27 protein-coding genes and 1 pseudogene are annotated in these 25,786 nt (G+C 70.6%); 6 read left to right on the top strand and 22 right to left on the bottom strand.

Going from position 1 to position 25,786, the window contains the following annotated elements; all coding sequences use genetic code 11:
• Positions 1 to 21 precede the first annotated feature (21 nt).
• Positions 22 to 243: a zinc ribbon domain-containing protein gene (locus tag ABZV00_RS03545; protein WP_355601523.1), complete on the top strand. Its 222-nt coding sequence runs from the start codon at positions 22 to 24 to the stop codon at positions 241 to 243.
• A gap of 152 nt (positions 244 to 395) precedes the next feature.
• Positions 396 to 3,236, top strand: coding sequence for an adenylate/guanylate cyclase domain-containing protein (locus ABZV00_RS03540; RefSeq protein WP_355601521.1), 2,841 nt, complete (start codon positions 396 to 398; stop codon positions 3,234 to 3,236).
• A gap of 65 nt (positions 3,237 to 3,301) precedes the next feature.
• Here the strand turns inward: ABZV00_RS03540 and ABZV00_RS03535 are convergent, their stop codons facing one another.
• From ABZV00_RS03535 to ABZV00_RS03505, 7 genes are all read right to left on the bottom strand, one after another.
• Complete coding sequence (locus ABZV00_RS03535) at positions 3,302 to 3,841, bottom strand: phospholipase (RefSeq protein WP_328420733.1); 540 nt, start codon at positions 3,839 to 3,841, stop codon at positions 3,302 to 3,304.
• Positions 3,842 to 4,027: 186 nt separating this feature from the next.
• A complete protein-coding gene (locus ABZV00_RS03530) occupies positions 4,028 to 5,689 on the bottom strand; it encodes a family 10 glycosylhydrolase (RefSeq protein WP_355601519.1) in 1,662 nt (553 codons plus the stop codon).
• Positions 5,690 to 5,946: 257 nt separating this feature from the next.
• A complete protein-coding gene (locus tag ABZV00_RS03525) occupies positions 5,947 to 6,969 on the bottom strand; it encodes a glycoside hydrolase family 43 protein (RefSeq protein WP_355601517.1) in 1,023 nt (340 codons plus the stop codon).
• Positions 6,966 to 7,823 carry a carbohydrate ABC transporter permease gene (locus ABZV00_RS03520; RefSeq protein WP_328420727.1) on the bottom strand — a complete coding sequence of 286 codons (858 nt, stop codon included), beginning with the start codon at positions 7,821 to 7,823 and terminating at the stop codon, positions 6,966 to 6,968. Before ABZV00_RS03520 ends, ABZV00_RS03525 begins: the two co-directional genes overlap by 4 nt.
• A gap of 10 nt (positions 7,824 to 7,833) precedes the next feature.
• Positions 7,834 to 8,799, bottom strand: coding sequence for a sugar ABC transporter permease (locus ABZV00_RS03515; protein WP_355601515.1), 966 nt, complete (start codon positions 8,797 to 8,799; stop codon positions 7,834 to 7,836).
• 6 nt (positions 8,800 to 8,805) lie between these two features.
• Entirely contained in the window at positions 8,806 to 10,137 is a 1,332-nt protein-coding gene (locus ABZV00_RS03510) for an ABC transporter substrate-binding protein (protein ID WP_355601513.1), read from the bottom strand.
• Positions 10,138 to 10,196: 59 nt separating this feature from the next.
• The gene (locus ABZV00_RS03505; RefSeq protein WP_355601511.1) at positions 10,197 to 11,711 is read right to left on the bottom strand and encodes an alpha-N-arabinofuranosidase; all 1,515 of its coding nucleotides are present in this window, start codon (positions 11,709 to 11,711) and stop codon (positions 10,197 to 10,199) included.
• Positions 11,712 to 11,856: 145 nt separating this feature from the next.
• Here ABZV00_RS03505 and ABZV00_RS03500 point away from each other — a divergent pair, with 145 nt between their 5' ends.
• Positions 11,857 to 12,864, top strand: coding sequence for a LacI family DNA-binding transcriptional regulator (locus tag ABZV00_RS03500; protein WP_355601509.1), 1,008 nt, complete (start codon positions 11,857 to 11,859; stop codon positions 12,862 to 12,864).
• A 37-nt stretch (positions 12,865 to 12,901) separates the two neighbouring features.
• On the opposite strand, the gene ABZV00_RS03495 is transcribed toward ABZV00_RS03500, so the two are convergent.
• From ABZV00_RS03495 to ABZV00_RS03485, 3 genes and pseudogenes are all read right to left on the bottom strand, one after another.
• Positions 12,902 to 13,627 carry a methyltransferase domain-containing protein gene (locus ABZV00_RS03495; RefSeq protein WP_355601507.1) on the bottom strand — a complete coding sequence of 242 codons (726 nt, stop codon included), beginning with the start codon at positions 13,625 to 13,627 and terminating at the stop codon, positions 12,902 to 12,904.
• 408 nt (positions 13,628 to 14,035) lie between these two features.
• Positions 14,036 to 14,281 (bottom strand): annotated as a pseudogene (locus tag ABZV00_RS03490) (hypothetical protein); the annotation flags it as partial.
• Positions 14,282 to 14,319: 38 nt separating this feature from the next.
• Complete coding sequence (locus ABZV00_RS03485; RefSeq protein WP_355601505.1) at positions 14,320 to 15,957, bottom strand: ABC-F family ATP-binding cassette domain-containing protein; 1,638 nt, start codon at positions 15,955 to 15,957, stop codon at positions 14,320 to 14,322.
• 62 nt (positions 15,958 to 16,019) lie between these two features.
• Here ABZV00_RS03485 and ABZV00_RS03480 point away from each other — a divergent pair, with 62 nt between their 5' ends.
• The 3 genes from ABZV00_RS03480 (at position 16,020) to ABZV00_RS03470 (ending at position 17,645) form a co-directional block, all read left to right on the top strand.
• Positions 16,020 to 16,790 carry an ROK family protein gene (locus ABZV00_RS03480; protein ID WP_355601503.1) on the top strand — a complete coding sequence of 257 codons (771 nt, stop codon included), beginning with the start codon at positions 16,020 to 16,022 and terminating at the stop codon, positions 16,788 to 16,790.
• A gap of 110 nt (positions 16,791 to 16,900) precedes the next feature.
• Entirely contained in the window at positions 16,901 to 17,269 is a 369-nt protein-coding gene (locus tag ABZV00_RS03475; RefSeq protein WP_328420711.1) for a tetratricopeptide repeat protein, read from the top strand.
• Between the two features lie 121 nt (positions 17,270 to 17,390).
• A complete protein-coding gene (locus tag ABZV00_RS03470) occupies positions 17,391 to 17,645 on the top strand; it encodes a Smr/MutS family protein (protein WP_007465523.1) in 255 nt (84 codons plus the stop codon).
• Between the two features lie 57 nt (positions 17,646 to 17,702).
• Here ABZV00_RS03470 and ABZV00_RS03465 read toward each other — a convergent pair whose 3' ends face one another.
• From ABZV00_RS03465 to ABZV00_RS03410, 12 genes are all read right to left on the bottom strand, one after another.
• The gene (locus ABZV00_RS03465; RefSeq protein ID WP_355601501.1) at positions 17,703 to 18,944 is read right to left on the bottom strand and encodes a site-specific integrase; all 1,242 of its coding nucleotides are present in this window, start codon (positions 18,942 to 18,944) and stop codon (positions 17,703 to 17,705) included.
• 1 nt (position 18,945) lies between these two features.
• On the bottom strand, positions 18,946 to 19,137 hold the full coding sequence (locus ABZV00_RS03460; RefSeq protein ID WP_355601499.1) for a helix-turn-helix domain-containing protein: 192 nt from the start codon (positions 19,135 to 19,137) through the stop codon (positions 18,946 to 18,948).
• A 22-nt stretch (positions 19,138 to 19,159) separates the two neighbouring features.
• The gene (locus ABZV00_RS03455) at positions 19,160 to 20,965 is read right to left on the bottom strand and encodes a replication initiator (protein ID WP_355601497.1); all 1,806 of its coding nucleotides are present in this window, start codon (positions 20,963 to 20,965) and stop codon (positions 19,160 to 19,162) included.
• Complete coding sequence (locus ABZV00_RS03450) at positions 20,965 to 21,228, bottom strand: hypothetical protein (RefSeq protein ID WP_355601495.1); 264 nt, start codon at positions 21,226 to 21,228, stop codon at positions 20,965 to 20,967. Before ABZV00_RS03450 ends, ABZV00_RS03455 begins: the two co-directional genes overlap by 1 nt.
• Positions 21,225 to 22,034, bottom strand: coding sequence for a DUF2637 domain-containing protein (locus tag ABZV00_RS03445; RefSeq protein WP_355601493.1), 810 nt, complete (start codon positions 22,032 to 22,034; stop codon positions 21,225 to 21,227). The genes ABZV00_RS03450 and ABZV00_RS03445 overlap by 4 nt, the downstream gene beginning before the upstream one ends.
• Complete coding sequence (locus tag ABZV00_RS03440; RefSeq protein WP_355601491.1) at positions 22,021 to 22,317, bottom strand: hypothetical protein; 297 nt, start codon at positions 22,315 to 22,317, stop codon at positions 22,021 to 22,023. Before ABZV00_RS03440 ends, ABZV00_RS03445 begins: the two co-directional genes overlap by 14 nt.
• Positions 22,314 to 22,724 carry an RRQRL motif-containing zinc-binding protein gene (locus tag ABZV00_RS03435; RefSeq protein ID WP_355601489.1) on the bottom strand — a complete coding sequence of 137 codons (411 nt, stop codon included), beginning with the start codon at positions 22,722 to 22,724 and terminating at the stop codon, positions 22,314 to 22,316. The genes ABZV00_RS03440 and ABZV00_RS03435 overlap by 4 nt, the downstream gene beginning before the upstream one ends.
• Entirely contained in the window at positions 22,721 to 23,017 is a 297-nt protein-coding gene (locus ABZV00_RS03430; RefSeq protein WP_355601487.1) for a hypothetical protein, read from the bottom strand. The genes ABZV00_RS03435 and ABZV00_RS03430 overlap by 4 nt, the downstream gene beginning before the upstream one ends.
• On the bottom strand, positions 23,017 to 23,463 hold the full coding sequence (locus ABZV00_RS03425) for a hypothetical protein (RefSeq protein WP_355601485.1): 447 nt from the start codon (positions 23,461 to 23,463) through the stop codon (positions 23,017 to 23,019). The genes ABZV00_RS03430 and ABZV00_RS03425 overlap by 1 nt, the downstream gene beginning before the upstream one ends.
• An 86-nt stretch (positions 23,464 to 23,549) precedes the next feature.
• Positions 23,550 to 23,759 (bottom strand): hypothetical protein, encoded by a 210-nt coding sequence (locus tag ABZV00_RS03420; RefSeq protein WP_355601483.1) that lies wholly within the window; start codon positions 23,757 to 23,759, stop codon positions 23,550 to 23,552.
• Positions 23,756 to 24,628 (bottom strand): FtsK/SpoIIIE domain-containing protein, encoded by an 873-nt coding sequence (locus ABZV00_RS03415; protein ID WP_355601481.1) that lies wholly within the window; start codon positions 24,626 to 24,628, stop codon positions 23,756 to 23,758. The genes ABZV00_RS03420 and ABZV00_RS03415 overlap by 4 nt, the downstream gene beginning before the upstream one ends.
• Before the next feature lie 82 nt (positions 24,629 to 24,710).
• Positions 24,711 to 25,595: a hypothetical protein gene (locus ABZV00_RS03410; RefSeq protein ID WP_355602009.1), complete on the bottom strand. Its 885-nt coding sequence runs from the start codon at positions 25,593 to 25,595 to the stop codon at positions 24,711 to 24,713.
• Positions 25,596 to 25,786: the final 191 nt, after the last annotated feature.

The raw sequence follows: 25,786 nt of genomic DNA, 5'->3' as shown, positions 1-25,786 counted from the left end.
GGCCCACGTACCCTGGGTTCCATGCCCAGGTACGAGTTCCGCTGCCGCGCCTGCGGCGACACCTTCGAGGTCAACCGTCCAATGGCGGCGGCCGGTGCGCCGGCCGCCTGCCCGCAGGGACACGCCGACACGGTCAAGTTGCTTTCCGCGGTCGCGGTGACCGGCCGGGGCGCGGGCGGCCCGGGCGGCGGCACCGCGGCTCCCACCGGGGGCGGCTGTTGCGGCGGCGCCTGCGGCTGCTGATCCGGTCGATTCACGGCCGCCTGGTGAGCCACCCTTGCCGGGATCGGGTCCGAGTGGCACCTTGAGGCGGCACCTGCCCGGCCGTTCTCACGATGCGTGACCGGTCGGATTCGGGCAGCATGAACCCGACGTCACGGGCGGAGGTTCCACGCATGTCGCCACGGATCCAGCTCCCGAGCGGTTGGGTGACCTTCGTGTTCACCGACATCGAGGGCTCGACCCGGCTGGCCCAGCTACTCGGCCCGGGTTACCGCCCGGTGCTCGCCGAACACCGACGTCTGCTGCGCCGGACGCTGGCCAGCACCGGTGGCGCGGAGCTGTTGACCGAGGGCGACTCGTTCTTCCTGGCCTTCGACGACGCGGCGGCGGCGTTGACCGCCTGTCTGACCGCTCAGCGGGCTCTGGCGAGCCACGACTGGCCCACTGAGGAGTCCGCGCCCCGGGTGCGGATGGGGCTGCACACCGGCTACGCCGAGCCACGCGACGGGGAGTACGCCAGCCCCGAGGTGCACCGGGCGGCCCGGGTGGCGGCCGCCGCGCACGGCGGGCAGGTGCTCTGTTCGGCGTCCACCGTCCGCCGGGCCGATCCGCTGCCACCCGGTGCCACCCTGCTCGACCTGGGCCTGCACCGGTTGCGCGGCTTCGACGACCGGGAACGGCTGTTCCAACTGGTCGCGCCCGGTCTGGAGCGGCAGTTCCCGCGGCCCCGTACCGCCGACGCCGTGGCACACAACCTGCCGACCCAGGTGACCTCGTTCGTTGGCCGACAGGCCGAGCGGGCGGAGCTGAGCCGGCTGGTGGAGGAGTACCGGTTGGTCACCGTGCTGGGCGCCGGCGGTGCGGGCAAGACCCGGCTCGCAGTGGAGCTGGCCAGTGGGGTGGTCGAGGCGTACCCGGACGGGGTCTGGTTCGTCGACATCGCCGCGGTGACCGACCCGGGGTTGGTGGCGTTCGCCATGGCCGCGGTGCTGGGGCTGCGACCCGAGCCGGGCCGACCGATGCTGGACACCCTGGTCGAGTACGCCGCCGCCCGCCGGATGCTGGTCGTGCTGGACACTTGCGACACCCAGCCGGCGGCCTGCGCGGCGGTCATCTCGCGGTTGCTCTCAGGTGGGCACGGCGTGCGGGTGCTGGCCACCAGCCGGGAGTCGTTCAGCCTGCCTGGCGAGGTGGTGTGGCGGATCCCGCCGCTCTCGGTCGAACCGAGCCCGGACGGCGCGGAGAGCGACGCTGTGGCGCTGTTGCTGGACCGTACGATGGCGGCACGCGGTGGCCGGCAGCCGGACCCCGCTGAGTCGGCTGATCTGCGCCGGGTGGTGCAGCGGCTGGACGGGCTGCCGCTCGCCATCGAGCTTGCCGCCGCGCGGCTGCGGGTGCTCTCCGTCGGCCAGCTCGCCGAGCGGCTGGACGACATGCTCGGCACGCTGGACGCCGGCCGGGAGGACCCGGAGCCACCGCCGGTGGAGCGCGGCTGGTCGGGCAACCAGCAGGACACCGTGGACCTGGTGGCCGCGGCGGTCGGGGTGCCGCCGCCCAGCCCGGCGAGCAGGGCGGTGCAGCGCTCGGCCACCGAGCGGCACCTGACCATGCAGGCCACCGTCACCTGGTCGTACCGGACGTTGGGGCCCCGGGCCGCCCGGCTGCTGCGCTGGCTGGCGGTCTTCGCCGGGCCGGTGGACCTGGCGACAGTGGAGTGGCTGCTGGGGGATGACCCGCTGGATCCGCTCTCGGTGCTGGTGGACAAGTCGATGGTGCTGGCCGAGCCCCGTGCCGCCGGCAGCACGTACCGGATGCTCGACCCCATCCGGGCGTACGCCGCGCGGCGGCTGGTCGAGGCGGGCGAGGAGCACGCCGCCCGGAACCGGCATGTGGCCTGGTCGGCGCACGCGCTCGAGCGGGCTCGCCTGGGCCCGGACGGCGGGCCGGTGACGCTGTCGCTGTACGCGCTCGACCCACTGGCCGGGGAGCTGCGGCCGGCGTTGCGCTGGTGCGCCACCGGCGGCAGCGCCCGCGCGGGCCTCGGTCTGGCCGGCGGCCTGGACCAGTGGTGGCGCGAGCGTGGGCTGGCCCGGGAGTGTCGGCTCTGGCTGTTCCGGTTGTACGGGCGGATCGCCGAGACCGGCGAGCGGATCCCGGAGGCGGAGCTGGCGGCGGCGTACCACATGCACTCGCTGCACGCCGGCGCGGACGGCGAGTTCGCCGAGGAGCTGCGTTACTCCCAGCGGGCGGAGGCGGCCGCGCGGCAGGCCGGTGACGCCGGGCTGCTGGCCCGGGTGCTCGCCGGGCGGGCCGCGCCGCTGGTCGACATGGGCCAGTTCGTCGAGGCCGAGCGGGTGTGCCGGGAGGTCATCGACTGGGCGCACGGGCAGGACGTGGTCGGCGAGGCGCTGTTCGCGGTGTTCAGCCTTGCCGAGCTGCTCTGGCGGCGGGGCGCGCTGGAGGAGGCGGCGGACCTGTTGGGGGCGGTTCGTCCGGTGGAGGCGGCCCGGCCGGTGGAGCGGGGTCGGCGGTCGGTGGACATGCTGCTCGGCATGGTGGCGCTGGCGCGGGGCGACGTGATCGCCGCGCACGAGCACCTGCTGGTGGCGCTGCGCTCCCGGATGGGTCACGGCTACCACGGCCGGGCGTGCGACACGCTGAACGCGATCGCGGTGCGCTGCGCGGCTGGCGGGGACGGGCTGACCGCGGCCCGGTTGTTCGGGGCGGCGCAGGCCACCCGGGCCAGCATGCGAGCCACGCCGGGCATCTACGGCGGCTACTGGGCCGACGAGCAGGCGAAGCTGCGTGAGGTGCTGGGCGACGCGGCCTTCGACGACGCGTACGGCGAAGGCGCCGAGCTGGGGTTGGACGAGGCGGCGGCGCTGGCGCTGGACGTGGAACACCCGGACCTGGCGGCGGATTCGACCCGGTTCAGCACCGGGCTGTCCCAGCCCGCACCGCGTCGTCTCGTCGACCCGTACCGGCACCCGGCCACCCGGACCGAGCGGGCCTGAGCGGTTGGGCGTGGGCCGCGCCGCCGGGATTCCCCAGCGACGCGACCCTCCGTCGGGTGCCGGTGTCAGGCGCGTACGCCTGCGCGGCGCTCGGCGTCGGCCTTCATCCGGGCGGCCCGGTCGATGTCGGCCTGCTGCACGGCCGCCACCGAACCGAAGATGCTGACCGCCTGGTAGTAGGTCCAGGCCAGGCTGTTGCAGGCCGGCCGGACGATTGCGTTGTAGGTGGCGCAGACGCGCTTCAGGTCCTGGTAGAAGGCGCTGTCCAGACGGGACTTGTTGGCCGAGAACTGGCCGACGGCTTTGTAGTTGCGGTAGCCGAAGTCGTGCCGGTAGCAGCCCAGGTTGAAGGTGAACCCAAGGGGGTTGTCCGGGCTCGACGAGCAGTAGTCGGTGGACCAGTCGAAGGCGTACTCGGCCCAGGGTGCCCGGTTGGTCCGGGCGTTGTTCCAGGAGTTGTAGCTGGAGGCGCTGGTCTGGGTCCAGCTGGAGAGCACGGAGAGCCGCTGTTGGGGGGTGACGGCGGCGGCGGGGGAGGCGACGGCGAGGGTGGCGAGCAGCGCGAGCGCGCCCGAGGCGATCAGGGTGGCGAGACGTCGGGGCACGGGTTACCTCCGCGGGGGTGAGCGGGTGGGACGGAAGTTACCGGCGGGTTACCGGATGTCGATCAGTCTCGATTAACTGATCAACTTGTCGGTATATGTCGCGCCACCTATTGGTGACATACGTTGAAACAGACGAATGCCCCGGGTGCGCGGTGGCACCCGGGGCATCCGGCGAGGGTCGTACGGTCAGCGCAGAACGAAGGCCGGCGGGCTGACCGGGCTCTCGTTGGCCGACCGGTCCAGCGCGGTCACCTGGTAGGTGTACCGCTGGCCAGCCTCCGCCGAGGTGTCCACCCAGGACTGCTTTCCACCGGGCGTCGCCCGGACCGTGTCGACCAGGTGCGCGGCGTCCGCGGTCCCGCACCGACCGGGCAGCGTGGTGCCGTCGAACCGGTAGATCGCGTACGAGGTGGCGGTGCCGAACGGTCCGACGCCGTCGGCCGGTTGATGCCAGGTCAGCCGAACCCCGTCGGCCTCCCGGGCGGCCTTGGTGACCACCGGGAAGAGCAGGGGCTTGGCCGGCAGGTGCGACATGGCTGGCACCAGCGCCGGGCGGGAGTAGTGCTCGGCGGCGTAGATGTCCGTGGCGCCGAGCCGGTTGGCCCGCACCTGGACGGCGGAGAAGTGCACGTTGCCCTGCACCTCCGGGTACGCCCGGTTGAGCGTCAGGTGGTCGGACAGCTCGCTCGGGTTCTGCCAGAACGGCCCGAACGCCGGGTCGCCGCTCTTGTAGTCGGCCTGGCCGATGTAGAGCTGCACGCGGGTGCCACGCACCGTCTCGGCCCACCACGGGACCAGCCGGGCGTAGTCGGCCGCCGGGTACTGGCCGATGTACCAGTAGAGCTGCGGCACCACGTAGTCGATCCACTCCTCCTTGACCCACTTACGGGTGTCGGCGGAGATGATGTCGTACGACTGACTGCCGGTGGTGTCCGAACCGAGCGGGTCGGCGGCCTTGTTGCGCCAGATGCCGAACGGGCTGACCCCGAACTTCACCCACGGCTTCGCCGCCTTGATCTTGCCGTTCATCTCCTGGACCAGCAGGTTGATGTTGTCCCGCCGCCAGTCGGCCCGGTCCGTGAAGCCCCGGTTGTACGCCGCGAACGTGGCGTCGTCCGGCACCTGGTGGGTGCCGCTCGGGTACGGGTAGAAGTAGTCGTCGAAGTGCACGCCGTCGATGTCGTACCGCTTGACCGCGTCCATCATTGCGGTCTGTACGAACTCGCGGACCTCCGGAATGCCGGGGTTGTAGTAGAGGCGGCTGCCGGCCACCCCGGCCGGTGGATAGGCGAAGGTCCAGTCCGGGTGCTGCCGGGCCGGGTGGTCGGGGGCGAGCTGGTTGATGTCGGCGCCGGCGCCACCGGGGGCCGGCATGGAGACCCGGTACGGGTTGAACCAGGCGTGGAACTCCAGGTTTCGCTTGTGCGCCTCGTCGACCAGGAAGGCCAGCGGGTCCCAGCCCGGGTCCTGACCGCGTACGCCGGTCAGGAACTCCGACCAGGGCTCGTGTGGCGAGGGCCAGAGCGCGTCCGCGGTCGGCCGGACCTGCACGACGACGGCGTTGTGGTTGAGTCGTTCGGCGAGATCGAGCAGGCCGCGGTACTCGGCCTGCTGGGCGGCGATCCGGTCCGGGTCGGTCTGGGACGCCTTGCTGGGCCAGTCGATGTTGACCACCGAAGAAATCCACATGGCCCGGAACTGCCGCTTGGGGGTGGCCGGGTCGGTGGTGCAGGTGGCTGAGGTGGTGGCGGTGTCGGCGCCGGGCGCGGCGCTGGCGGGGGTGGCGGAGACGAGCGTGCCGAGCAGGGCTGCGACCAGCCCGGCGGCTCCGAGCCGAGTTGCCTTCATGCGGTGTGTCCCTTCGTTGGGGCTCCCGGGTGTTCAGCGCGGCACTTCCGGCAAGATTCGCCGCAGGCTAACTGCCGCTGGAAGGAAATTTTCACACTCGGGTCGTTACCGCAAGAGTTCGCACCCGGTCGATTCGATGGAGGCCAGCTCAGGCGGGTTGACAGTTCTCGCCGCTGGGTGGCAAACCCGGTCGCCGACAGCCGATCCGGGATGTGCGGAAGGGCCCCCTGCGATCGCAAGGGGCCCTTCCTTCCACGTCAGGGGCGGGGCTGGGGTTCGCCCGTCGGGCCCTTGACGACCGGCTTGCCGTCGGCCCAGGTCACCTCGTCGAGCCAGACCTGGCGGCCCGGGTCGGTGCTGCCCTCCTGGCCGGGCGGCCAGGCGTGGTACAGCAGCCAGGTCCGGCCGTCCTTGACCACCATCGAGGCGTGGCCGGGGCCGGAGGCAACCTCGTTGGTCTTCAGAATCGGGTTCTCGGCGGCCTTCACACACGGACCGCTCGGGCTCTCGCAGACCGCGTAGCCCTCGGCGTACTCGGCCCGGTCGTAGGCGTTGGCGGCGAAGAAGAGATGCAGCCGACCGTCCTGGCGGTGGAAGAACGGCCCCTCGATCAGGGTGCCCTCCCACGGCTCGGTCTGCTTGCGCAGCTTCGTCGGCTCACCGAGAAGGGTCAGGCCGTCCTCGGCGAGGCGCTGGGACCAGAGCCAGGTGTCCACCCCGATGGCGTTGCCGTCGTTCTTCCACAGCAGCCAGAGGCTGCCGTCGGTGTCCCGGAAGGGGCTGGCGTCGATCGCCCCGCCCAGTTCGGCCTGGCAGATCAGCGGGCCGGTCGAGTCGTCCCGGTACGGCCCCTGCGGCGCGCTGGCCACCGCCCGCCCGACGCACTGCCGCCCGGACTCCCGGCCCGCGACGGTGTAGTAGAGCAGGAACTTCTCCGGTGCCAGCTGGATCGCCTCCGGAGCCCAGGTCTTGCCGGCGTCGGCCCAGTCCGGCAGCGCCGGCAGGGCGTCCCCGGCCTCGGTCCAGGCGACCAGGTCGGGGGAGGTGAGCACCGGGACGTTGCGGCCCCCCGAGTTGGTGTGGAACAGGTACCAGGTGTCGCCCACCTGGATCGCGTGCGGATCCGGGGCGTCGGTGCGTACGACCGGGTTGGTGAACATGCTGGGGTCGCTCCCGCTGCTCGTGGGGGTGGGTTCGCTGCCGTCGGCGCAGCCCGCGACGAGCAACGCGGCGGCGATGATCGCCGCCGCGCCGCGTCGCCGGGTGGTTGCCCGGGTCATCCCTTCAGACCGCTGCGGGAGACACCCTGGATGATGTGCCGCTGGGCCAGCACGAAGAGGATCAGCACCGGCAGGCTCGCCAGCACCGCCCCCGCCATGATCACCGGGTAGTCGGTGACGTACGAGCCCTGGAGCAGGCCCAGGCCCGGGGGCAGAGTGAGCTTCTCCGGGCTGAACAGCACGAAGATCGGCCAGAGGAAATCGTTCCAGTTGGTGAGGAACGACAGCACGGCCAGGGTGGCCAGCGCCGGCTTGGACAGCGGCAGCACCACCCGGAAGAAGATCTGCCACTGGTTGGCGCCGTCCAGCGTGGCGGCCTCCTCCAGCTCGTTCGGGAGCGAGAGGAAGAACTGCCGCAGGAAGAAGACGCCGAACGCGCTGGCCGCGCCGGGCACCACCACCACGGCGAGGGTGTCGATCCAGTCGAGCTGGTCGACGATCAGGAAGTTCGGGATGATCAGCGAGGTCGGCGGGATGAACAGCGTCCCGACGATCAGCGCGAAGCTCACCCCGCGCCCTCGGAACCGCAGCCGGGCCAGCGCGTACGCGGCCATCGAGGCGGTCACCAGCACCAGCAGCGAGTGCAGCGTGGCGGCCAGCATGCTGTTGAGGAACCACCGCAGCACCGGGTTCGCCGAGTTGTTGAGGATCTGCTCGTAGCCGTAACCGGCGAGCGGGTTCGGCAGCCAGCTCGGCGGGATCTGCTGGGCGGCCGTGTACGTCTTCAGCGAGGTGATGACCATCCACACCAGCGGCATCAGGAAGATCAGGGCCAGTGCTACCAGGGTGGCGTAGAGCACGACCCGGCGCAGCGCGGTGGCCGAACCGCGGGTGGTCGGCGTGGGCGTCGTCATGGCGGTCCCCTCAGTCTTCCTTGTAGCGGAAGAGGCGGAAGTTGGCGATGCTCACGACGGCCAGCATCAGGGCGAACACGATGCTCATCGCGGCTGCCCGGCCGGCGTCGTTGTCCCGCAGGCCCTCCTCGACGATGAACCAGACCACCGTGCGCGTCTCCGTGCCGGGTGCTCCCTGGGTGATCAGGAACGACTGGCCGAACATGTTCGCCGAGGCGAGCACGGTCGTGGTGATCACGAACAGCAGCACCGGGCGCAGCCCGGGCAGGGTGACGTTGCGGAACCGCTGCCAGGCGTTGGCCCCATCCATCCGGGCCGCCTCGTACAGCTCCGGCGAGATGTCCTGCAGGCCGGCCAGGTAGATCACCGCGTTGAACCCGGAGGTCCACCAGACGGTCACGCCGACGAGTGAGATCCATGCCCACGGCATGTTGGTCACCCAGGGGGTGTCCGCCGGCAGCCCGACCACGCCGAGGAGCCGGTTGACCAGGCCCAGGTTGGCATCGAGCAGGAACCGCCAGAGCAGGCCGATCACGGCCACACCCAGCACGTACGGCGCGAAGTAGATCGCCCGGAAGAAGGTCCGGCCGGGGAAGGAGCGGTTCAGCAGCAGTGCCAGCCCGAGCGGTACGACCACGAGCAGCGGCACCGACAGCAGCGTGAAGATCGCGGTGGCCCGGACGCTCTCCCACCAGTCGCCGTAGACGGCGGAGTCGCTGGAGAAGAGCTCCTTGTAGTTGTCCAACCCGACGAACGGCCGATTGGGCAGCTGGAAGTCCCACTGGTGCACGCTGAGCCACAGGCCCAGGATGATCGGCAGCAGGCCGAACACCCCGAACAGGATCAGGTAGGGGGCGAGGAACAGATACGGCGTCGCCCGTCCGGTCCGGCCCGCCGAGGCGCCCCGGCGGGGAGTCTTGGCCGCCGAGGGCGGCGCGTCATCGCGCGCCGCCCCGACCTCGATCACGTCCGCCACGGGTTATCAGCTCCCGTACTTCTTGCGGTTGTCCTCGAGCTGCTTGTTGGCCTTGGCCACACCGTCGTCGAGCGCCTGCTTGGGCGACTTCTTGCCCAACGCGGCCTCGTTGAAGGAGTTGTAGAAGGTGGTGATGACCTCGCCCAGACCCGGCGCCGCCGGCGGGAAGGCCGCGTACTCCAGCTCGGGGGCGAGCACGGAGATCTCCGGCAGGGCCTTGAACTCGGCGCTCTCGCGGACCGCCTTGCGGGCCGGCACCTGACCGCCCTTGGCCCAGTCCAGCGAGTGCTGGCTCAGCCAGTTGATGAAGACCTTCGACCCGGCGACCTTGTTGGCGTCGTTGGCCCGCTGCTTCACGATGGTGAAGTTGTGCGAGTTGGCCCAGGCCGCCTGCTTGCTGCCGATCTGGGGCAGGGGGGCGACGCCCCACTGCACCTCGGGGCTCTTCTTCAGATCGTTGATCTGCCAGATGCCGTTCCAGGTGAAGGCGTTCTTGCCGCTCTTGAACGCCAGGTACTCGGCGTCCTGGCCGACGTTGGCCGGCGAGTGGCCCTGCTTGATCATGTCGACCAGCCAGGTGCACGCCTCGACCGCCGGGTCGGTGTTGAAGGTGGCCTTGGCCACGTCCGCGTCGAAGAGCGTGCCGCCCCACTGGTTGAGCAGGGAGTAGAAGGTCATGCCGCCGGTGAACTGGAACGGGCTGACCCAGAAGCCCTGGACGCCGGCCTTCTTCAGCTCGACCAGCGCCGCCGTGAAGTCGTCCTTGGTGGTCGGCGGCTTGTTCGGGTCCAGGCCGGCCTTCTGCATGACGGACTTGTTGTAGTAGAAGCCCAGCGGGTGCATGTCCAGCGGGATGCCGTACCGCTTGTTGTTGTAGAGCCCGCCCTTCCACACCGTCGGGGCGAAGTCCCCCTCGGAGAGCTCCAGGTTCTTGGCCACGTCGTCCAGCTCGGTGATCACGCCGCGGGCGGCGAAGGTGGCGAGCTGGTCCATGTGCATGACCGCGATGTCCGGGCCGTTGCCGCTGGAGGCCGCACCGGGGAGCTTGTTGTAGTAGTCCTCCCACTGGTAGGTGGCCACCGAGACGGCGATGTTCTGGTGCTCGGTGTTGAACTGGTTCACCAGCGTCTTGAAGATGTCGCCGTCGCCGCCGGTGAAGCCGTTCCACAGCTTCAGGTCCACCTTGGGACCGGTGTACTCCTTGCCGCCGTTGCCGGCCGCCGGCCCGGAGGTGCTGTCATCGCCGCCGCCGCAGCCGGCGAGGGTCAGCGAGGCCGCGGCACCGAGTCCGAGACCGAGGCCGAGCAGGCGGCGCCGGCTCATGTCGTTCTGGATCATGCTGGTATCTCCTTGGAGGGGGACGGAATGAATTGTGCCTGGTCAAACCCGGTGCGACTTCAGGCGCTGGTCGGGCCGAAGCGCAGCACGCTCCAGGACACGGCGGGCAGGCGCACGGTGCACCGGCCGCCGTCGGGGGTGGGGGTGGGCATTTCCCGGGGCGTCACCCGATCGGGCTCGGCCTCGGTGTTCATCGCCGACGGGTCAGATCCGGCAGCGAGGCTCAGGAAGGACAGACCGGACAGTCCCGGCAGGCCGCGCAGGTCGATCTCCAGGGGGAGATCCTCCTCGCCACGGTTGACCGCGAAGACGGTCAGCTCACCGGTCTCCTCGTCGTGCACGGCGACCGTGTCGAGCACCGGCACGTCCCCGTACTTCTTCGTGTCGTAGCGCGGCGATACCGGCTCGGTGCGCAGCACGGTGCCGCGGGCGTACCGGGCGGTCAGCGCGAACGGGTGGAAGATGCTCTGCCGCCAGGCCGGGCCGCCGTTGCGGGTGCGGATCGGCGCGATCACGTTGGCCAGCTGGGCCTGGGCGGCCACCCCGACCCGGTCCGCGTGCCGGAGCAGGGTGATCAGCAGGTCGCCGACTACCACCGCGTCGACCGCGGTGAAGTCGTCCTCGATCAGCGCCGGGGCTTCGACCCAGCCGCGCCGGTCCAGGTCGGCCTGGAGTCGGGACTCGTACCAGACGTTCCACTCGTCGAAGGAGATCTTCAGCTTGCGCTTGTGCCGCTGCTTGGCGGCCACGTGGTCGGCGGTCGCGACGACCTCGGTGATGAAGTTGTCCATGTCGACGGCCGAGGCCAGGATGCTGGCCCGGTCACCGTCGGACGGGTCGTAGTAGGTGTGCGCCGAGATGTAGTCGACGTGCTCGTAGGTGTGCTCCAGCACGGTCGCCTCCCACGCGGCGAACGTGGGCATCCGCCGGTTGGAGCTGCCGCAGGCGATCAGGCTGATCGACGGGTCGATCATCTTCATGGCGCGGGCGGCCTCGGCGGCGAGCCGGCCGTACTCGTCGGCGGTCTTGTGGCCGACCTGCCACGGGCCGTCCATCTCGTTGCCCAGGCACCACAGCCGCACCCCGTACGGGTCCTCCGCGCCATGCTTGCGCCGCAGGTCGGACAGCTCGGTGCCGCCTGGGTGGTTGGCATACTCCAGCAGGTCCAGCGCCTCCCGGACGCCGCGGGTGCCGAGGTTGACCGCCATCATCGGCTCGACACCGGCCTCGGCGGCCCAGGTCATGAACTCGTCCAGCCCGAACGCGTTGGTCTCGATCGTCTTCCAGGCCAGGTCGAGCCGGCGCGGCCGGTCGCCGACCGGGCCCACCCCGTCCTCCCAGCGGTAGCCGGAGACGAAGTTGCCGCCCGGGTAGCGCACCACCGAGACGCCCAGCTCCCGGGTGAGCTCCAGCACGTCACGGCGGAGGCCGCGGGAGTCGGCTCTCGGGTGGCCGGGCTCGTAGATTCCGCCGTAGACGCACCGCCCCATGTGCTCGACGAAGGAGCCGAAGAGACGTCGGTCGGCCGGGCCGATCGCGAAGGCCGGGTCGATCGTCAGCTGCGCGGTCCGCAAGGGTGCCACCTTTCCTCATTGCCGGTGCCGGGTGACCGCAGTCACCGCCCACCCGGTATCAGTCGTTTCTACAACGTTGTAGGCAACGTTGTAAAGAGTTGATGTCGAGGTATGGTGCGCTGGGTTACCTCGGGGAGGTTGCGGCGTGCGAAACAGGCTGAAGGACGTGGCCGAACGGGCCGGCGTGTCGGTGAAGACGGTCTCCAACGTGGTCAACGGCTACGTGCACGTGCGGCCGGACACCCGCGCCCGGGTCGAGGAGGCGATCGCCGAGCTGAACTACCGGCCCAACCTCTCCGCCCGTCACCTGCGCAAGGGCCGCACGGGCGTGATCGCGCTGGCCGTGCCGGAACTGGACATTCCGTACTTCGCCGAGCTGGCCCGCCACGTCGTCACCGCAGCCGCCCAGTTCAGCTGGACCGTGCTGATCGACCAGACCGGAGGCCGGCGCGAGCAGGAACGCGTGGTGGCCTCCGGCATCACCGACCACCTGATCGACGGGTTGATCTTCAGCCCGTTGGCGCTGACCGCAGAGGACCTGACCGGCCTGGACGGCACGCCGATGGTGCTGCTCGGCGAGCGGGTCGACCACGGCCCGGCGGATCACGTGGTGATCGACAACGTCGGCGCGGCCCGGGAGATCACCGACCACCTGATCCAGCTCGGCCGGCGTCGGATCGCGGCCATCGGCTCGCAGCGCACGCCCGAGGGCGCCAGCGCCCGGCTGCGCCTGACCGGCTACGCCGACGCGTTGCGCGCCGCCGGCCTGGACTACGACGAGGCCCTGGTGGCGCCCGCGTCGGCCTGGCACCGCGCCGACGGCGCCGCCGCCATGCGCGGTCTACTCACCTCCGGGGTACGCCCCGACGCCGTCTTCTGCTTCAACGACACGCTCGCCCTGGGTGCCCTGCGCGCCCTGCACGAGGCCGGCCTGCGGGTGCCCGAGGATGTGGCGGTGGTCGGCTTCGACGACATCGAGGACGGCCGCTTCTCGATCCCCACACTGACCACCGTCGCCCCCGACAAGGCACAGATCGCCCGGCTCGCCGTCGAGCTGCTGGCCGAGCGCCTCGACGGCGACCGCTCCGCCCCTGCCCGCGAACTCTCCGCCCCCTATCGCCTGGAAATCCGCGAATCCACCCAAACCCCCTAACCGGTCCACTCGGTTGGGGCAGGCCGGGGTGGGTTGGTCAGTCGAAGAAGCGGGCCAGGTGGGACTGGGTTGCGAGGTCGGCGTCGGGGGGTAGCGGGGTGAGGTCGGCGAAGATCGAGGCACCGTCGCAGCCGGCGTGCAGCGGGTACCAGCGCGGGGTGCCCGGCGGCCGGAGTTGGCAGATCCCCTTGAACGTCTGCACGTCCATCAGTCGGACGTGGGTCGGGTCCGCCACCGCGTTCACATGCCCCCACCAGGGGCTCATCACGTGCAGTACGCCGCCTGGGCGGAGCACCCGGTGGCACTCGTCCACCAGCGGCAGGAAGTCGATCAGGTGCTCCAGGATGTGCACCGCGAAGAGGACGTCCACCGAGTTGTCGGCCAGCGGTAGCGAGCCGGAGAGGTCCGCCACGGCGTTGACCCCCGGCGCCGGGTAGATGTCCAGCCCCAGGTTGCCCGACCACTGCTTGGTCGGCCCGCAGCCGAGGTCCACCACCACCGGCTCCCGCCCGCCAACGCCGACCCGGCACCAGACGCCGTAGACCCCGGCCAGCCGCCCCACCAGGTCCCGGACCAGCCGCAGGTCGTCGGGCTCGGCCACCTCCCCGCTGAGATGGGCCACCCCCCGGTCGAACCGCACCTCGACTGCCAGACCACGCAGCCGGTCGTCGTGCCGGACCTGGTCCGCCCACGCCTGAGCGAGGAACTCGTCGATCGCCCGCAGCCGGTCGGCCGAGGGCGGAGTCTGTGCCAACGCGACCATTCGGGTCACCTCCCGCCGCGCGATACCCGCATCCGCGCCCGGTATGCCCCGCTCGTCTACCGCGTCGGCGGGTCGGCGTGCCGTTGATCGGCGTGTCGCAGTTTCCGAGGCCAGACCGCAGCGAGCGTGATACCTCAGAGTCATAAAAATGCCTCTGAGGTATCACGCTCAACTGTGACTGGTGCCCGGCCGAGCCGGAACCGCACATCCGGGCACGGCCGAGCGGGAACCGCAGGGCCGGGCATGGGCCGAGCCGGAACCGCACGGGCCGGGCAGGGGTCGAGCCGGAACCGCAGGGCCGGACCGGGTCAGTCCGCCGAGCGATCGCAGTGGTCAGCCGGAGAGGGTGCGGCGGCCGGGCCGGCCGCCGCCGCGCATCCGCTGCCGGGGCGGCGCAGCGGCGGGCTTCGGCCGCTTGAGGTGGTAGCGGTGCAGCTCATGGTGGCCGGGCAGGGACGGGTCCTCGCTCATCGCGACCAGTTCCCAGCCCTGGTCGCCGGCCCGGTTCAGGTGGGCCAGCGCGGTGTCGCCGTACGGCGTCACGTCGACCATCGAGCCGTCCGGGCCGTACCAGACGAAGACGACTTCCCAGCCCAGGTCGTTGGTCGCCGCCTGGCGACGGCGGACCAGCAGTGCGTACTCCCACTTGAGCATGGCGTCATTGTCACCCCGCGGCGACGCGCCGGCACGGATCAATCCTCGGCGATCCGCCCGGCGTCGACCCGCAGTCGACGGTTTGTCTCGATGGCGGCCAGCATCCGCCGGTCGTGGGTGACCAGCAGCAGCGTGCCCGGATAGCTGGCCAGCGCCGATTCGAGCTGCTCGATGGCGGGCAGGTCCAGGTGGTTGGTGGGCTCGTCGAGCACCAGCAGGTTGACCCCGCGCCCCTGGAGCAGGGCCAGCGCCGCACGGGTCCGCTCACCGGGGGAGAGGGTGGCCGCCGGCCGTGGCACGTGCGCCGCGCGCAGCCCGAACTTGGCCAGCAGGGTCCGCGCGTCCGCCGGCGACATCTCCGGTACGGCCGCCTGGAACGCGTCGATCAGCGGCGCGTCGCCGAGGAACAAACCCCGGGCCTGGTCCACCTCGCCGACCACCACCCCGGGTCCGAGTGAGGCGGTGCCCGCGTCCAGCGGCAGCCGGCCGAGCAGCGCGGCCAGCAGGGTGGACTTGCCCGAGCCGTTCGCCCCGGTCACCGCCACCCGGTCCGCCCAGTCGATCTGGAGGTCGATCGGGCCGAGAGTGAAGTCGCCCCGGCGTACCACCGCGCCGCGCAGCGTGGCCACAACGGCGCCGGCGCGGGGTGCGGCGGCGATCTCCATCCGCAGCTCCCACTCCTTGCGGGGTTCCTCCACCACGTCGAGCCGTTCGATCAGCCGCGCGGTCTGCTTGGCCTTGGCCGCCTGCTTCTCGCTGGCCTCGCTGCGGAACTTGCGACCGATCTTGTCGTTGTCGGTGGCCTTGCGCCGGGCGTTCTTGACGCCCTTCTCCATCCACGCACGCTGGGTACGAGCCCGCGCCTCCAGCCCAGCCCGGGTGTCGGCGTACTCCTCGAAGTCGGCGCGGGCGTGCCGCCGGGCCACCTCGCGCTCCTCCAGGTAGGCCGCGTAGCCGCCGCCGTAGTGGTGCACCTGCTGCTGCGGCAGATCCAGCTCCAGCACGCGGGTCACCGTGCGGGTGAGGAACTCCCGGTCGTGGCTGACCAGCACGGTGCCGGCGCGCAGCCCCGTGACGAACTCCTCCAGCCGCTCCAGCCCGGCCAGGTCCAGGTCGTTGGTCGGCTCGTCGAGCAGGAACACGTCGTAGCGGCTGAGCAGCAGCGAGGCCAGCCCGGCCCGGGCCGCCTGGCCTCCGGAGAGCCCGGTCGTCGGGTGGTCCAGGTCGATGGCGAGCCCCAGGTCGGCCGTCACCTGCTCGGCGCGTTCGTCCAGGTCCGCGCCGCCGAGGGCGAGCCAGCGCTCCAGCGCGTCGCCGTACGCGTCATCGGCGCCCGCCGTCCCGGCGGTCAGCGCCTCGGTCGCGGCGTCCAGCGCCGCCTGCGCGGCGGTCACCCCGGTCCGCCGGGCCAGGAAGCCGCGCACCGTCTCGCCCGGCCGCCGGTCCGGCTCCTGCGGCAGGTGTCCGACGCTCGCGGAGGGCGGGCTGAGCGTGACACTGCCGGCTTCCACCGGAAGCAACCCGGCGAGGGTACGCAGCAGCGTCGACTTTCCGGCACCGTTCGGCCCGACCAGGCCGACCACGTCGCCGGGGGCGACCACCAGGTCCAATCCGGCGAAGAGTGGGCGGTCACCGTGCCCGGCGGCCAGGTCCTTGACGATCATCGTGGCGCTCATCAGGACGGCAGCCTATCCGGCCGCCCGCATATGACCGGCCGGCAGCGGGCAGACTCATCGACGTGGTGACCACACTGGCGATCGACTGCGGTGGCGGGGGCATCAAGGCGTCGGTGCTCGATGAGGCCGGCACGATGCGGGCCCGGCCGCTACGGGTGCCGACCCCGTACCCGTTGCCTCCTGCGCTGTTTGTCCAGACCCTGCTCGACCTGGGCGCTCGGCTGCCAACGCCGGACCGGCTGACGGTCGGCGTGCCCGGGATGATCCGGCACGGCGTGGTGGTGACCACACCGCACTACGTGACCCGCAGCGGCCCCCGTACGCGTGTCGACCCGGACCTGCTGGCCGAGTGGTCCGGCTGGGACGCGCGAGGCGCGCTGGCCGAGGCGTTCGGGGTGCCGGCGCTGGTGCTCAACGACGCCGAGGTGCACGGTGCCGGGGTGGTCGCCGGCACCGGCTGCGAGCTGGTGCTGACCCTGGGTACTGGGCTGGGCAGCGCCCTCTTCGACGGCGGGATGCTCGCCCCGCACCTGGAGCTGTCCCACGCGCCGGTGCGTTGGGGCACCACCTACGACACGTACGTGGGCGAGCCGGAGCGCCGCCGGCTCGGCGACGCCTTCTGGTCCCGGCGGATCCGCCAGGTCGTGGACGGGCTCCGCCCGGTGTTCCGCTGGGACCGGCTCTATCTGGGCGGGGGTAACTCCCGGCTGATTCGGCCCGAGCAACTGGCCCGGATGGGCGATGACGTGGTGGTGGTGCCGAACACCGCCGGGATCGTCGGTGGCGTCCGCGCCTGGGAGTTGGCCGCCGGGCGCCGGGACGCCCGCGCCTGACCCGCCGAGGGCCGGATTCGGCCCGATCCCAACCCGGGGAACAGTCGCTAAACGGCCAGCGTTGTGCCAGCGTCGGAACAGGTGACGGCGCGACCCGAGGAGGTGGGCAGATGGATCTTCTGGCGGACTACCGGCGGGCGACCATGTTCTTCGAAACCGGTGACCCGAGCGGAGCGGCCCGACTGCTGGAGCCGATCGTGGACGCCGAACCCGGCAACGCGGCGGTACGGCAGCTGCTGGCCCGGGCCTACTTCCAGTCGGCCCAGCTCAGCCGGGCCGAGGAGCAGCTGCGGGAGCTGGTCGACCGGGATCCGAGCGACCACTACGCGCACCACGTGCTGGGTCGGACGCTGGAGCGGCTCAACCGGCACTCGGACGCGCTGCGGCACCTGCGGATCGCTGCAGCGATGTACGCGGCCAACGACGACTACCGGGTCGCGCTGGAGCGGGTGGAAACCCGCCTGGGCGGCAGGCGCTGAGCGCGGAGCGGTGATATGCACGGGGCGGCCCTTCGGGGTCGCCCCGTCATCGTGCGGCGGGTGGGCCGCCGGGCGTGCCTAGGATGGCGGACATGGGACCTGACCGGCCGGGGGCTGCGGCATGAAGCTCAAGCTGGATCTGCACGAGATCTTCAACAAGGGCCAGGACATCGACCGGGCGTTGCGCGGGATCATGGACGAGGCGGTGGCGAAGAAGGCCACCCTCGTGGAGATCATCCCTGGCAAGGGGTCGGGCCAGCTCAAGAAGCGGGTGCTGCGGTTCCTCGATCAGAAGGACGTCAAGCAGCTCTATCACCGGGTGGAGAAGGACTCCAAGAACTTCGGCCGGCTCTTCGTGCACTTCCGCTGGAAGTAGAGACGGCATAGCCTCTGACCTGCATTTCTGGCCGCTCCCGTGGCGGACGAACCATGATCATGCCGTCTCCAGGCCGTCATGGGCTGGTGGGGCGTCTTTGCCGGACCGGCCTCCACCGAGTGCCTTGTCGATGGCCCGGCGGGTGCGATCCTCGCTGGCCGGCAGTAGATGGGTGTAGGTCCGGAGGGTGAAGCCCGGGTCCGCGTGGCCCAGGTAGGCCGACAGGGCCTTGATGCTTTCCCCGGCGTCCAGGAGGACCGAGGCGTAGGTGTGCCGCAGGACGTGCATCCCGTTGTGTCGGTCATCGGGGATGCCGGTCGCCCGGATCGCGGGCTTCCAGACGCCGGAGTTGAACATCGAGCGGGACAGCGCCAGACCGGCAGGCGTTGTCAGGTACAGCTCGACGGTTCGTGGTTCGCCGGTCAGCGTCTCCCACGGCAGGGTGACCGCGAGGGGCGGGCAGTCCTTCGCGTGTTGTCTCAGCCTGCGGGCTACCGAGTCCGGTAACGGAACCTCGCGGGACTTGCCGCCCTTTGGCGGCGCGAAGATCAGCGAGCCACGAACAAGCTTGATCTGCCGAGTGACATGCAGGACCGGGCGGGTCAGGTCGAGATCCCCAGGGCTGGCCGCGAAGATTTCTCCTTGCCGCAGGCCGCATCCCGCGCCCAGGTCCACCGCGATCCGGTACCGGGGCCGCACGTTTTCCCTGAATGCAGTCAACCGGGTGACCGGCCACGGCACCACCTTGGTTGGAGCGGGCTTCGGCCGTCGGATGCTCTTGACCGCGAACGGGTTGCTGACGATCTTTTTGTCGTCCACCGCCGCGTTGAGAATCATCGACACATCGGTGAAGAGGACCCGGCGGTAGCCCACCGACAGCCCTTTCTCCTGGATCTTCCGCGCCCACTCCCGGATCGTCGTCGGCTGAATGGACGCGATCGGTTTGTGCCCGATGACCGGGTACACGTGCAGCCGGAGTTCGTACTCGATCCGGTCGCGGGTGAGGACGTCGGTCGTCGCAGCGGCGAGCCATTCGTCGGCGTACTGCTTGAAGGTCGTGCGGCCGGCGTCGGGGTCGACGTAGGTGCCCTTGAGGATGTCGGCCTGGACGTTGGCGAGGAATGCCTGTGCCTCGCGCTTCTTCTTGTCGGGGAACGACTGCGACTTCTCTTTGCCGTCCGGAGCGAGGTACCGGACGCGGTAGCGCATTCCTTGCCCGCATTCCGGCTTCGGTTCCTGACGCGGCTTGCCGTCGGGGCCGACGACCGTGCGGTACCAGCGGTCAACGATGTGGGCCATGTCAGGCCGCCTTGGTCTGGTCGGCGAACCAGGCGCGTACCGCGTCGGCGTCGTATCGCAGATGCCGACCGACGCGGCCGGCGGGTGGACCTATCTGGCGCTTGCGCCAGGTGTACAGAGTCTGGACCGGAACTCCGAGGTACGTCGACACATCGTTGACGGTCCATAGTTTCGGCTGCTGCGCGGTGGTCATCTGGTCTCCCGTGGTCGAGGGGTCATGCGGCGACCGGCACGGTGCCGGCGGGGGTGGTGCCGAGTTCGTGGGCGAGTTCTTCGCGGCCGGTGGCTTGTCGGGCTCGGGCGAGGGCGGCGGCGGTGTTGGCGAGGAGTGCGTCTCCGGTGGTGTGCCAGCCGACGCCGGCGAAGGTGAGGGTGCCGACGATCAGGGTGGTGTCGTCGGGGTGGTCGACGGCCCAGACGGTGCCGGGTTGCTCGTCGGCCTGGTCCTGGTCGTCGTTGCGTCGGTAGGTGACGCGGGTGTCGCGCAGGAGTTGGAAGGTGACGGAGTAGCGGCGGGCTTTGGTGAGGAAGTGGCCGCCGAAGCCGAGCATGTGTGCCCACCTGCGCAGCCGGGCGTAGGGGTTGCCGGTCACTGACTTCGTCGGTTCGGCGTCAAGGCTGGCTTGACGGTGGGCGATGCAGACGGGGCAGGCGGCGTAGCGGGTGTGGGTGCCGCAGTCGGGGCATTCCCAGCGCTGGACGAAGCCGGGCCGGGGTCGGTGGTCCCGGGGCCGCTCAGAAAGCGGCACGGCCGTGCCGGTGGGTCGGCCGAGTCGCCAGCAGGCGTCGATGAGGCGGGCGGTGTGGTCGCCGTCAGGGTCGGCGTAGTCGCCGATCGAGTCGGCGGTGAGCCTGACGGAGCGGTGCCCGGTTACCTCGGTGCTTTTGGTGGCGTACTTGGCAAGGTAGCCGGCGACCATGCCGTCGGTGACCTCGCCGCTTCCGGTCAGGCTGATGGGCCGGATGTCGAGGCCCTTGGACGGGTCACCCCACACGATCGACCAGCCTTCGGGCCGGTCGGGGTGGGTGGGGGTGGTGTAGTCGACCTGGGCCACGGCGTGGCGGATGGCGTCGTCGAGGTCGGCGGCGGTGAACCCGGCCGGTGGTGGGACGACGGCGGTGGGGTCGGTGGGGTCGACGCCGTCGAGGCGCACCAGGGCGTGGAAGTGGACTGCTCCGCGTGCTTGGAACTCGGCGGCTTTGCCGTGGGACAGCCGGACCGGGGAGACCGTGCGGACCTTGCCCGAGTCAGTGACCACCCGGGCCGGAGGGATGCCGCGTCGGCGGGCGAGCTGGGCGAGACGGCGTTCCGCGGCTTGCTTGGTGCGCCGCCACAGCTCTCCCGCGAACACGTTCCACACGACCTGGTGGTCATGGTCGTAGCAGTCCAAACACAGCGGCTGACCAAGGGCGGCGTCTGCCGGTTCGTGCCTGGCCCAGCAGACGGCCGGACGACCATGGGCGCAGAGGCCGGCGGTGGGGTCGGTGCTGCGGCGGGCGTGGCAGGGGTCGGGTCGGCAGTCGCAGCGTTTGCGGTTGGCGCAGGTGTGCCGCTTGACCGCACGGACGTGCACGGGACCGAAGGACGGGGCGGTGAAGGTGGCGAACACCGCCGGGTGCCGGGAGACGGTTTCGGGGACGCCTTTGCCGCCGACGAGGCCGGCGCGCAGGACCTGAAAGGCGTCGCGCTGGTAGACGTTGGCGCAGGTAGGGCAGACGGTGGCGCGGCGGTTGCCACACGCCTTGTAGATGGCGGCGTCGGGCATGGCGTCGGTGTGCCGGGCGTCCAGGAGCCGGCCGGTGGCCGGTTCGACGGTGAGGAGCTGCCCGGCGAGGCGGACGGGGCGGGTGCAGCCGGCGGCGGCGCGGACGTGTTCCAGCCAGCCGAAGTAGTCGGGCTGCTGGGCGCGGGTGAACGCGGAGCCGGCGGCGGTGTAGCCGACGTAGGGGGTGGTGGTGTCGGCGTTCGAGCCCACACCCCGGGCCGTGGCACGGGGTGTGAGGTCCAGCGTCGAAGCCATCAGCCGACAACCTCGTGGTGTCGGTTGGTGATGGTGTGTTGGGTGACGATGATGCGGCAGGCGCCGCACTGGCGGTCGGCCGGTTCATGCCGGTGACACGCGATCGTGGCGGTCGTCGTGCCGCAGCGGATGGTGACCGGAGTCCGGCACGGGCCGCCGGGGATGACGTGGATGACGGTGCGTCGGGTGTCGTAGGGGTGCGACTCGGAGAAGGCCGGGCAGGTGTGGGTGACCTGCTCGATGTCGACGACGTGGATGGTCACCGGGCACCACCAACGGGGGTGCCATTGACGGCCGGGGTGTGGCCGGTGATGGTGTGCAGCAGTTCCCGAGCGATGTCCGGGGTGACCGAGAGCAGGCCGGCGAGTTCATCGGCGGTGATGGGTCGGCCGGTGCTCTGCTCGTGGCGTCCGATGACGAAGCGGGCGGTGGGCATCAGGTGCGCCGGGACCTCGGGCCGGGCAACCGGGATCGGAGTGAAGGCGGGTGCCTGGATGGCGGCCGGGATGGGTGCCGGCGGGGTGTCGACGGGCGGCGTGGTTGCCGGGGTGTCGGTCGGCTCAGTGGCCGGTGCCGTGGTGGTGGTGAGGTCGTTGATGGCGGCGAGGAGGGCGGCGGCTTCGGCTTGGATGGCGGCGAAGTCGGGGCGGATGCGTCCGGCGACGAGTTCGACGCCGATGACGAGGACGACGACCAGGGCGAAGACCAGGCGTAGGCCGAGGCTGCCTGGGGAGGCGAAGTTGATGGTGGCCGACAGCAGTGCGGCGGCGGCGAAGACGACCATGGCTCCGCGTTTGGCGTCTTTGGCGATGCCGGAGGTGCGGACGACGGTCAGCATGGACACCATGGCGGCGTCGAAGATGAGTGGCACGAGGTAGGCGAAGTAGCCGGCGTTCTGGGTCCACAGGTAGTGGGCTTGGTGCAGGTAGCTGGTCAGCAGCGCACCGAGCAGAACAAAGCGGTTGTAGCGCTTGATGGAGCCGATCGCCTTGAGCATGGTCGGCACGGCGTTGCGGGCGTATTCGGCGGCGAACTGTTCGGTGACGGTGCTGGGGTCAGTGCTCGACATGGGGAGTCACCTCCGGAGCGGGGATGGTGTCGAGGGGGATGAGGTCGACGACGCCGGAGCAGTGGGCGCACATGATGGGGGCCAGCCCTTGGGCGGCCATCTGCTCGCGGAAGCAGGGCAGGCAGGCGACGTCGGCCGGGAACAGTCCGTCGCCCTCGCAGAGGGCGCAGGGGCCGAGGCAGACGGGGCAGGGCTTGTAGACCGGGCCGAGGATGTCGTGGATGCCGGCGGGCGAGCTGCCCTCGATGCACCACAGGCAGGGGTCAGACAGGTGGAAGCTCACGACGGGTTCCCTTCGTGGCAGTCGAGGCATTCGCCGTAGCAGCGGGGGATGTAGTAGGGCTTGACCTGGGCGCAGACGCGGCAGGTTCGGCGGGCGCGAAGCGCTTTGGCGATGGCCTCCCGCTGGGCGGGTGTGGCGGTGCGTTTGGGTGCGGCCATGTCGAGGCGGTAGAGGTAGGCGACTCGACGGTTTTTGCGGTGCCGCCAGAGGATCTGGGCGACCGGGGTTTGCCCTGCGGGGCGAAGGCCGGCGGCGCGGAGCTGCCGCACGGTGGCCAGGCCGTCCGGGGCGCAGTGGAAGGGGAAGGTGGGGAACCCGTAGCGGGTGCCGAGCGGGTCGTAGAACTCGACCCGGATGCCGGTGCGGTCGCCGAGCTGGTCGAGGTCGAAGCTGCGAAGGTCGGTCACAGTTGGCCTCCCCAGCGCTGCTGGGCGGCCTGCTTGGAGATGCCGAGCCGGGTACCGATCTCTGACCAGGAGTAGCCGAACGACCGCAGGCCAATCACGGCCTCACCGATGGCGTCGTCAATGACCGAGGACAGCGCGACCAGGTCGCGGAGTGCTTCGACGTCGCCGGTGGCGACGCGGCGGCCGTGGGCGCGGATGATGCGCCGGGCGAACGCGGCGAAGGCGTCGTTCTCGACGACCTCACGGCGCTTCCGTCGGGGGGTGTGCGTCAAGGACGCCTTGACGGTGAACATCAGAGCTCGCCTCCCTGGTTGTGGAGGCGGTCCCACTCATCAGCAGCCGCGCCGAGGGCGGTGACGACCTGCTCGGCGGTGCGGGCCGGGTCGTCGTTCCACGAGTAGGGCGAGGTGTGCTCGTCGGTCAGGTAGCCGTCGGGGTCGACGAGGAAGACCGGCGCGGTGGTGTCGAGGTAGTCGACGAACACGCCGAGGGTGGCGAGGTAGTCGGCCAGGGCGTCGGGCTCGAGCTGCGAGAAGTGCTCGACGCGGTGACCGGCGCAGGCGATGCCGATAGCTCCGGCGGCGCAGGCCGGCGGGGTGAGGAAGTCGGCGGGCTCGTAGATGTCGTAGTAGGTGCCCTGGGTCCAGCCGTGCCGGCGCAGGTAGAGGGCAGCCATCCGCAGCAGGTCAGCAGGAGTGTTGACCGGCGCGGGGGTGGGTGGGTTGTGGGTAGCCTTCATGGCAGCCACGTCCTTTCGGGGCTGTTGGTTGGTGGTCGGCAGGACCGGCAGTTGCTGCCAGGCGAAGTCCCGGTCCTGTCGGCCGATCAGTGGGTGCGCAGCCGCAGGTAACGGCGGTGGCGGTTGTCGTCGCCGCCCACGAGGGTCGGCGCGGAGACGTAGACGAGCCGGCCGCTAGCGGACGCGACGCGGACCATGGCGGCGATGTCCTCGGGACGGCCGACGATCCACAGTTCGGTAAAGGTCGCGGCGTGCTGGTTGTTGGCCTTGGCGTAGGCGCGTTCGCGGGTGGTCATGCCGCCATCTCCCACTCGGTGGGGTTGACCGCCGGGCTGCTGCTGCCCGTGGTGGGGCGGCGGGTCCAGGCGGCGTAGTCGGCGATGTTGTAGATGTCGGTGTCGGTGAGGTAGGCGGCCTTGATGCGGCGGGGAACGCCGCCTTCGGCCAGGAGGTAGGCCGCGCCCTGGTTAGTTGGGGAGATGTCGGAGGCGGTGTAGCCCTGCTCGGCCCAGCCCTGACCGAGGATGATGTTCGAGCTGTTCAGCGAGGTGCAGCGGAACGCGGCCCGGTAGCCGAACAGGTCCCGCAATGAGGCGGGGATGATGTCCCACGACGGCCGTTGAGTCGCGGCGACAACAGGCATGCCGCAGGCCCGACCGAGGGAGACGAGCCCTCGCAGGAGGGTGGAGAACTCCTCCTGTTGCTGCTTGGTGCCGAGCACGGTGGAGAACATGGCGAGTTCGTCGATGATGGTGACGATGACGGACATGCCGTCGCCGTCGGCGAGCTTGCGGCGCCGGTTGGCAAGGAGCCAGGCGTAGCGGTTGGTGGCCACGACCAGGAGGCGGCGTAGCACGTCGATGCTCTGGTCGATGTCGGGGCCGATGAAGGCGTCGGCGAGGTCGCGCCAGGGGCCGAGTTCGACGAGTTTGGCGTCGAAGAGCACGAGGCGGGTGTTGTCGCACAGGGCGGCGTGACCGCAGATGTTGTTGATCAGGCCGGACTTACCGCCGCCGGGTTCGCCTGCGGTGAGCAGGTTGCGGTAGATGACGTCCAGGTAGACGGGTTGGCCGAACTCGTCGATTCCGATGAAGATCGGGTCGAACATCGACAGGCCAGGACCCACCGGCACCGCCTCAGCGGTGGTGGGAGTCGTGGTGGTCATGGGTGCCCTCCTGGGCGTTGTGGGCGCGAGGAGCCACAGGAACGAGCCGAAGTCGACTCCTCGCGTCCCGGGTGGGTGTGGGTCAGATCCAGTCGGAGGTGTCGTCGTCCGGCACGGACGACGACGAAGCCGCGGGCTTGCTGCCGTTGGCGGTGGCGGCCGGCTTCTTCGCCGGCTTGCCCTGGGTCGGGAGGGTGATCGTCGGAGCGTCGATGTCCGGCAGGTCCAGGGCGGTGGGGACCGTCAGCGGCGACGCCGAGACGGGGGCGGTCGGGTCGATCACGTCCACCAGGGGGGAACCGACGTGGGCGGTCAGCACCTCGCGGCGTTTGATGTCGAACCGCAGGTAGGCGGCGTTGTTCTCCGAGGCGCGCTCGATGAGCACGGTGGAGGCGTGGCAGGTGACCGCGATCTTGTCGAGGCGGCCTTCCAGGTCCTTGGCGGACAGGCCAGGGCGCAGGTAGACCCACACTCGTTCGCCGACGGGGGTGGGGCGTGCCCAGAGGATCAGCGGCAGGCTGCCGGACTGGTTGGCGATGATGAACTGCGCGAAGCACACGCGCAGGCGGTGCCGGACGATCAGGCACCAGGTCCAGGCTTTGACCTGGCGGCGAATCGGACGGATGGCGGCGGGGACGCCGACGACCAGGGCGACCACGAGCAGGGTCACCAGGGTTGGAGTGTGGTTGGCCAGCTGCACCCACGCGGTGAGCAGAAGGACACCGAGGATGGTTTCCGGGGTCCACCACCACAGCAGCCGGATCACCGGCCACACGCGGACGAGCACCCAGACGAGCCCGCCGGTCGGTACGCCGATGAACGCGCCGACGAAGACGGCGAGGATCGGGTGGATGTAGGAAGCGGCCACCACGGCCGACAGAAGGCCGACGATGACCGCCGTCAGGATGAACGCCATCTTGGCGTTGCGTGCTGAGGAACGGTGGACCTTGGCCTCGATGACCGTCACCGTTCCGGTTGACCTGCCGCCGAAGCGGCGGGGGCTAGACTTGGACACGACGAGTCCTCCCAAGTGCAAGTTGGGTTGGGATGAGTTGGAAGGCACGGGGTCGGGTGATGTAGGAGTCAGACCGACCCCGCGCCAGCTCTTACGGGGATGCCACCACCACAGGTGATGACCAGGTACGGGAATGTAGGAGT

The sequence above is a fragment of the Micromonospora sp. NPDC005173 genome (assembly GCF_040608515.1).
Taxonomy (GTDB): Bacteria; Actinomycetota; Actinomycetes; order Mycobacteriales; family Micromonosporaceae; genus Micromonospora.
The sequence above is the reverse complement of the archived record's forward strand: the minus strand, read 5'-3'. Positions and strand labels throughout refer to the sequence as shown.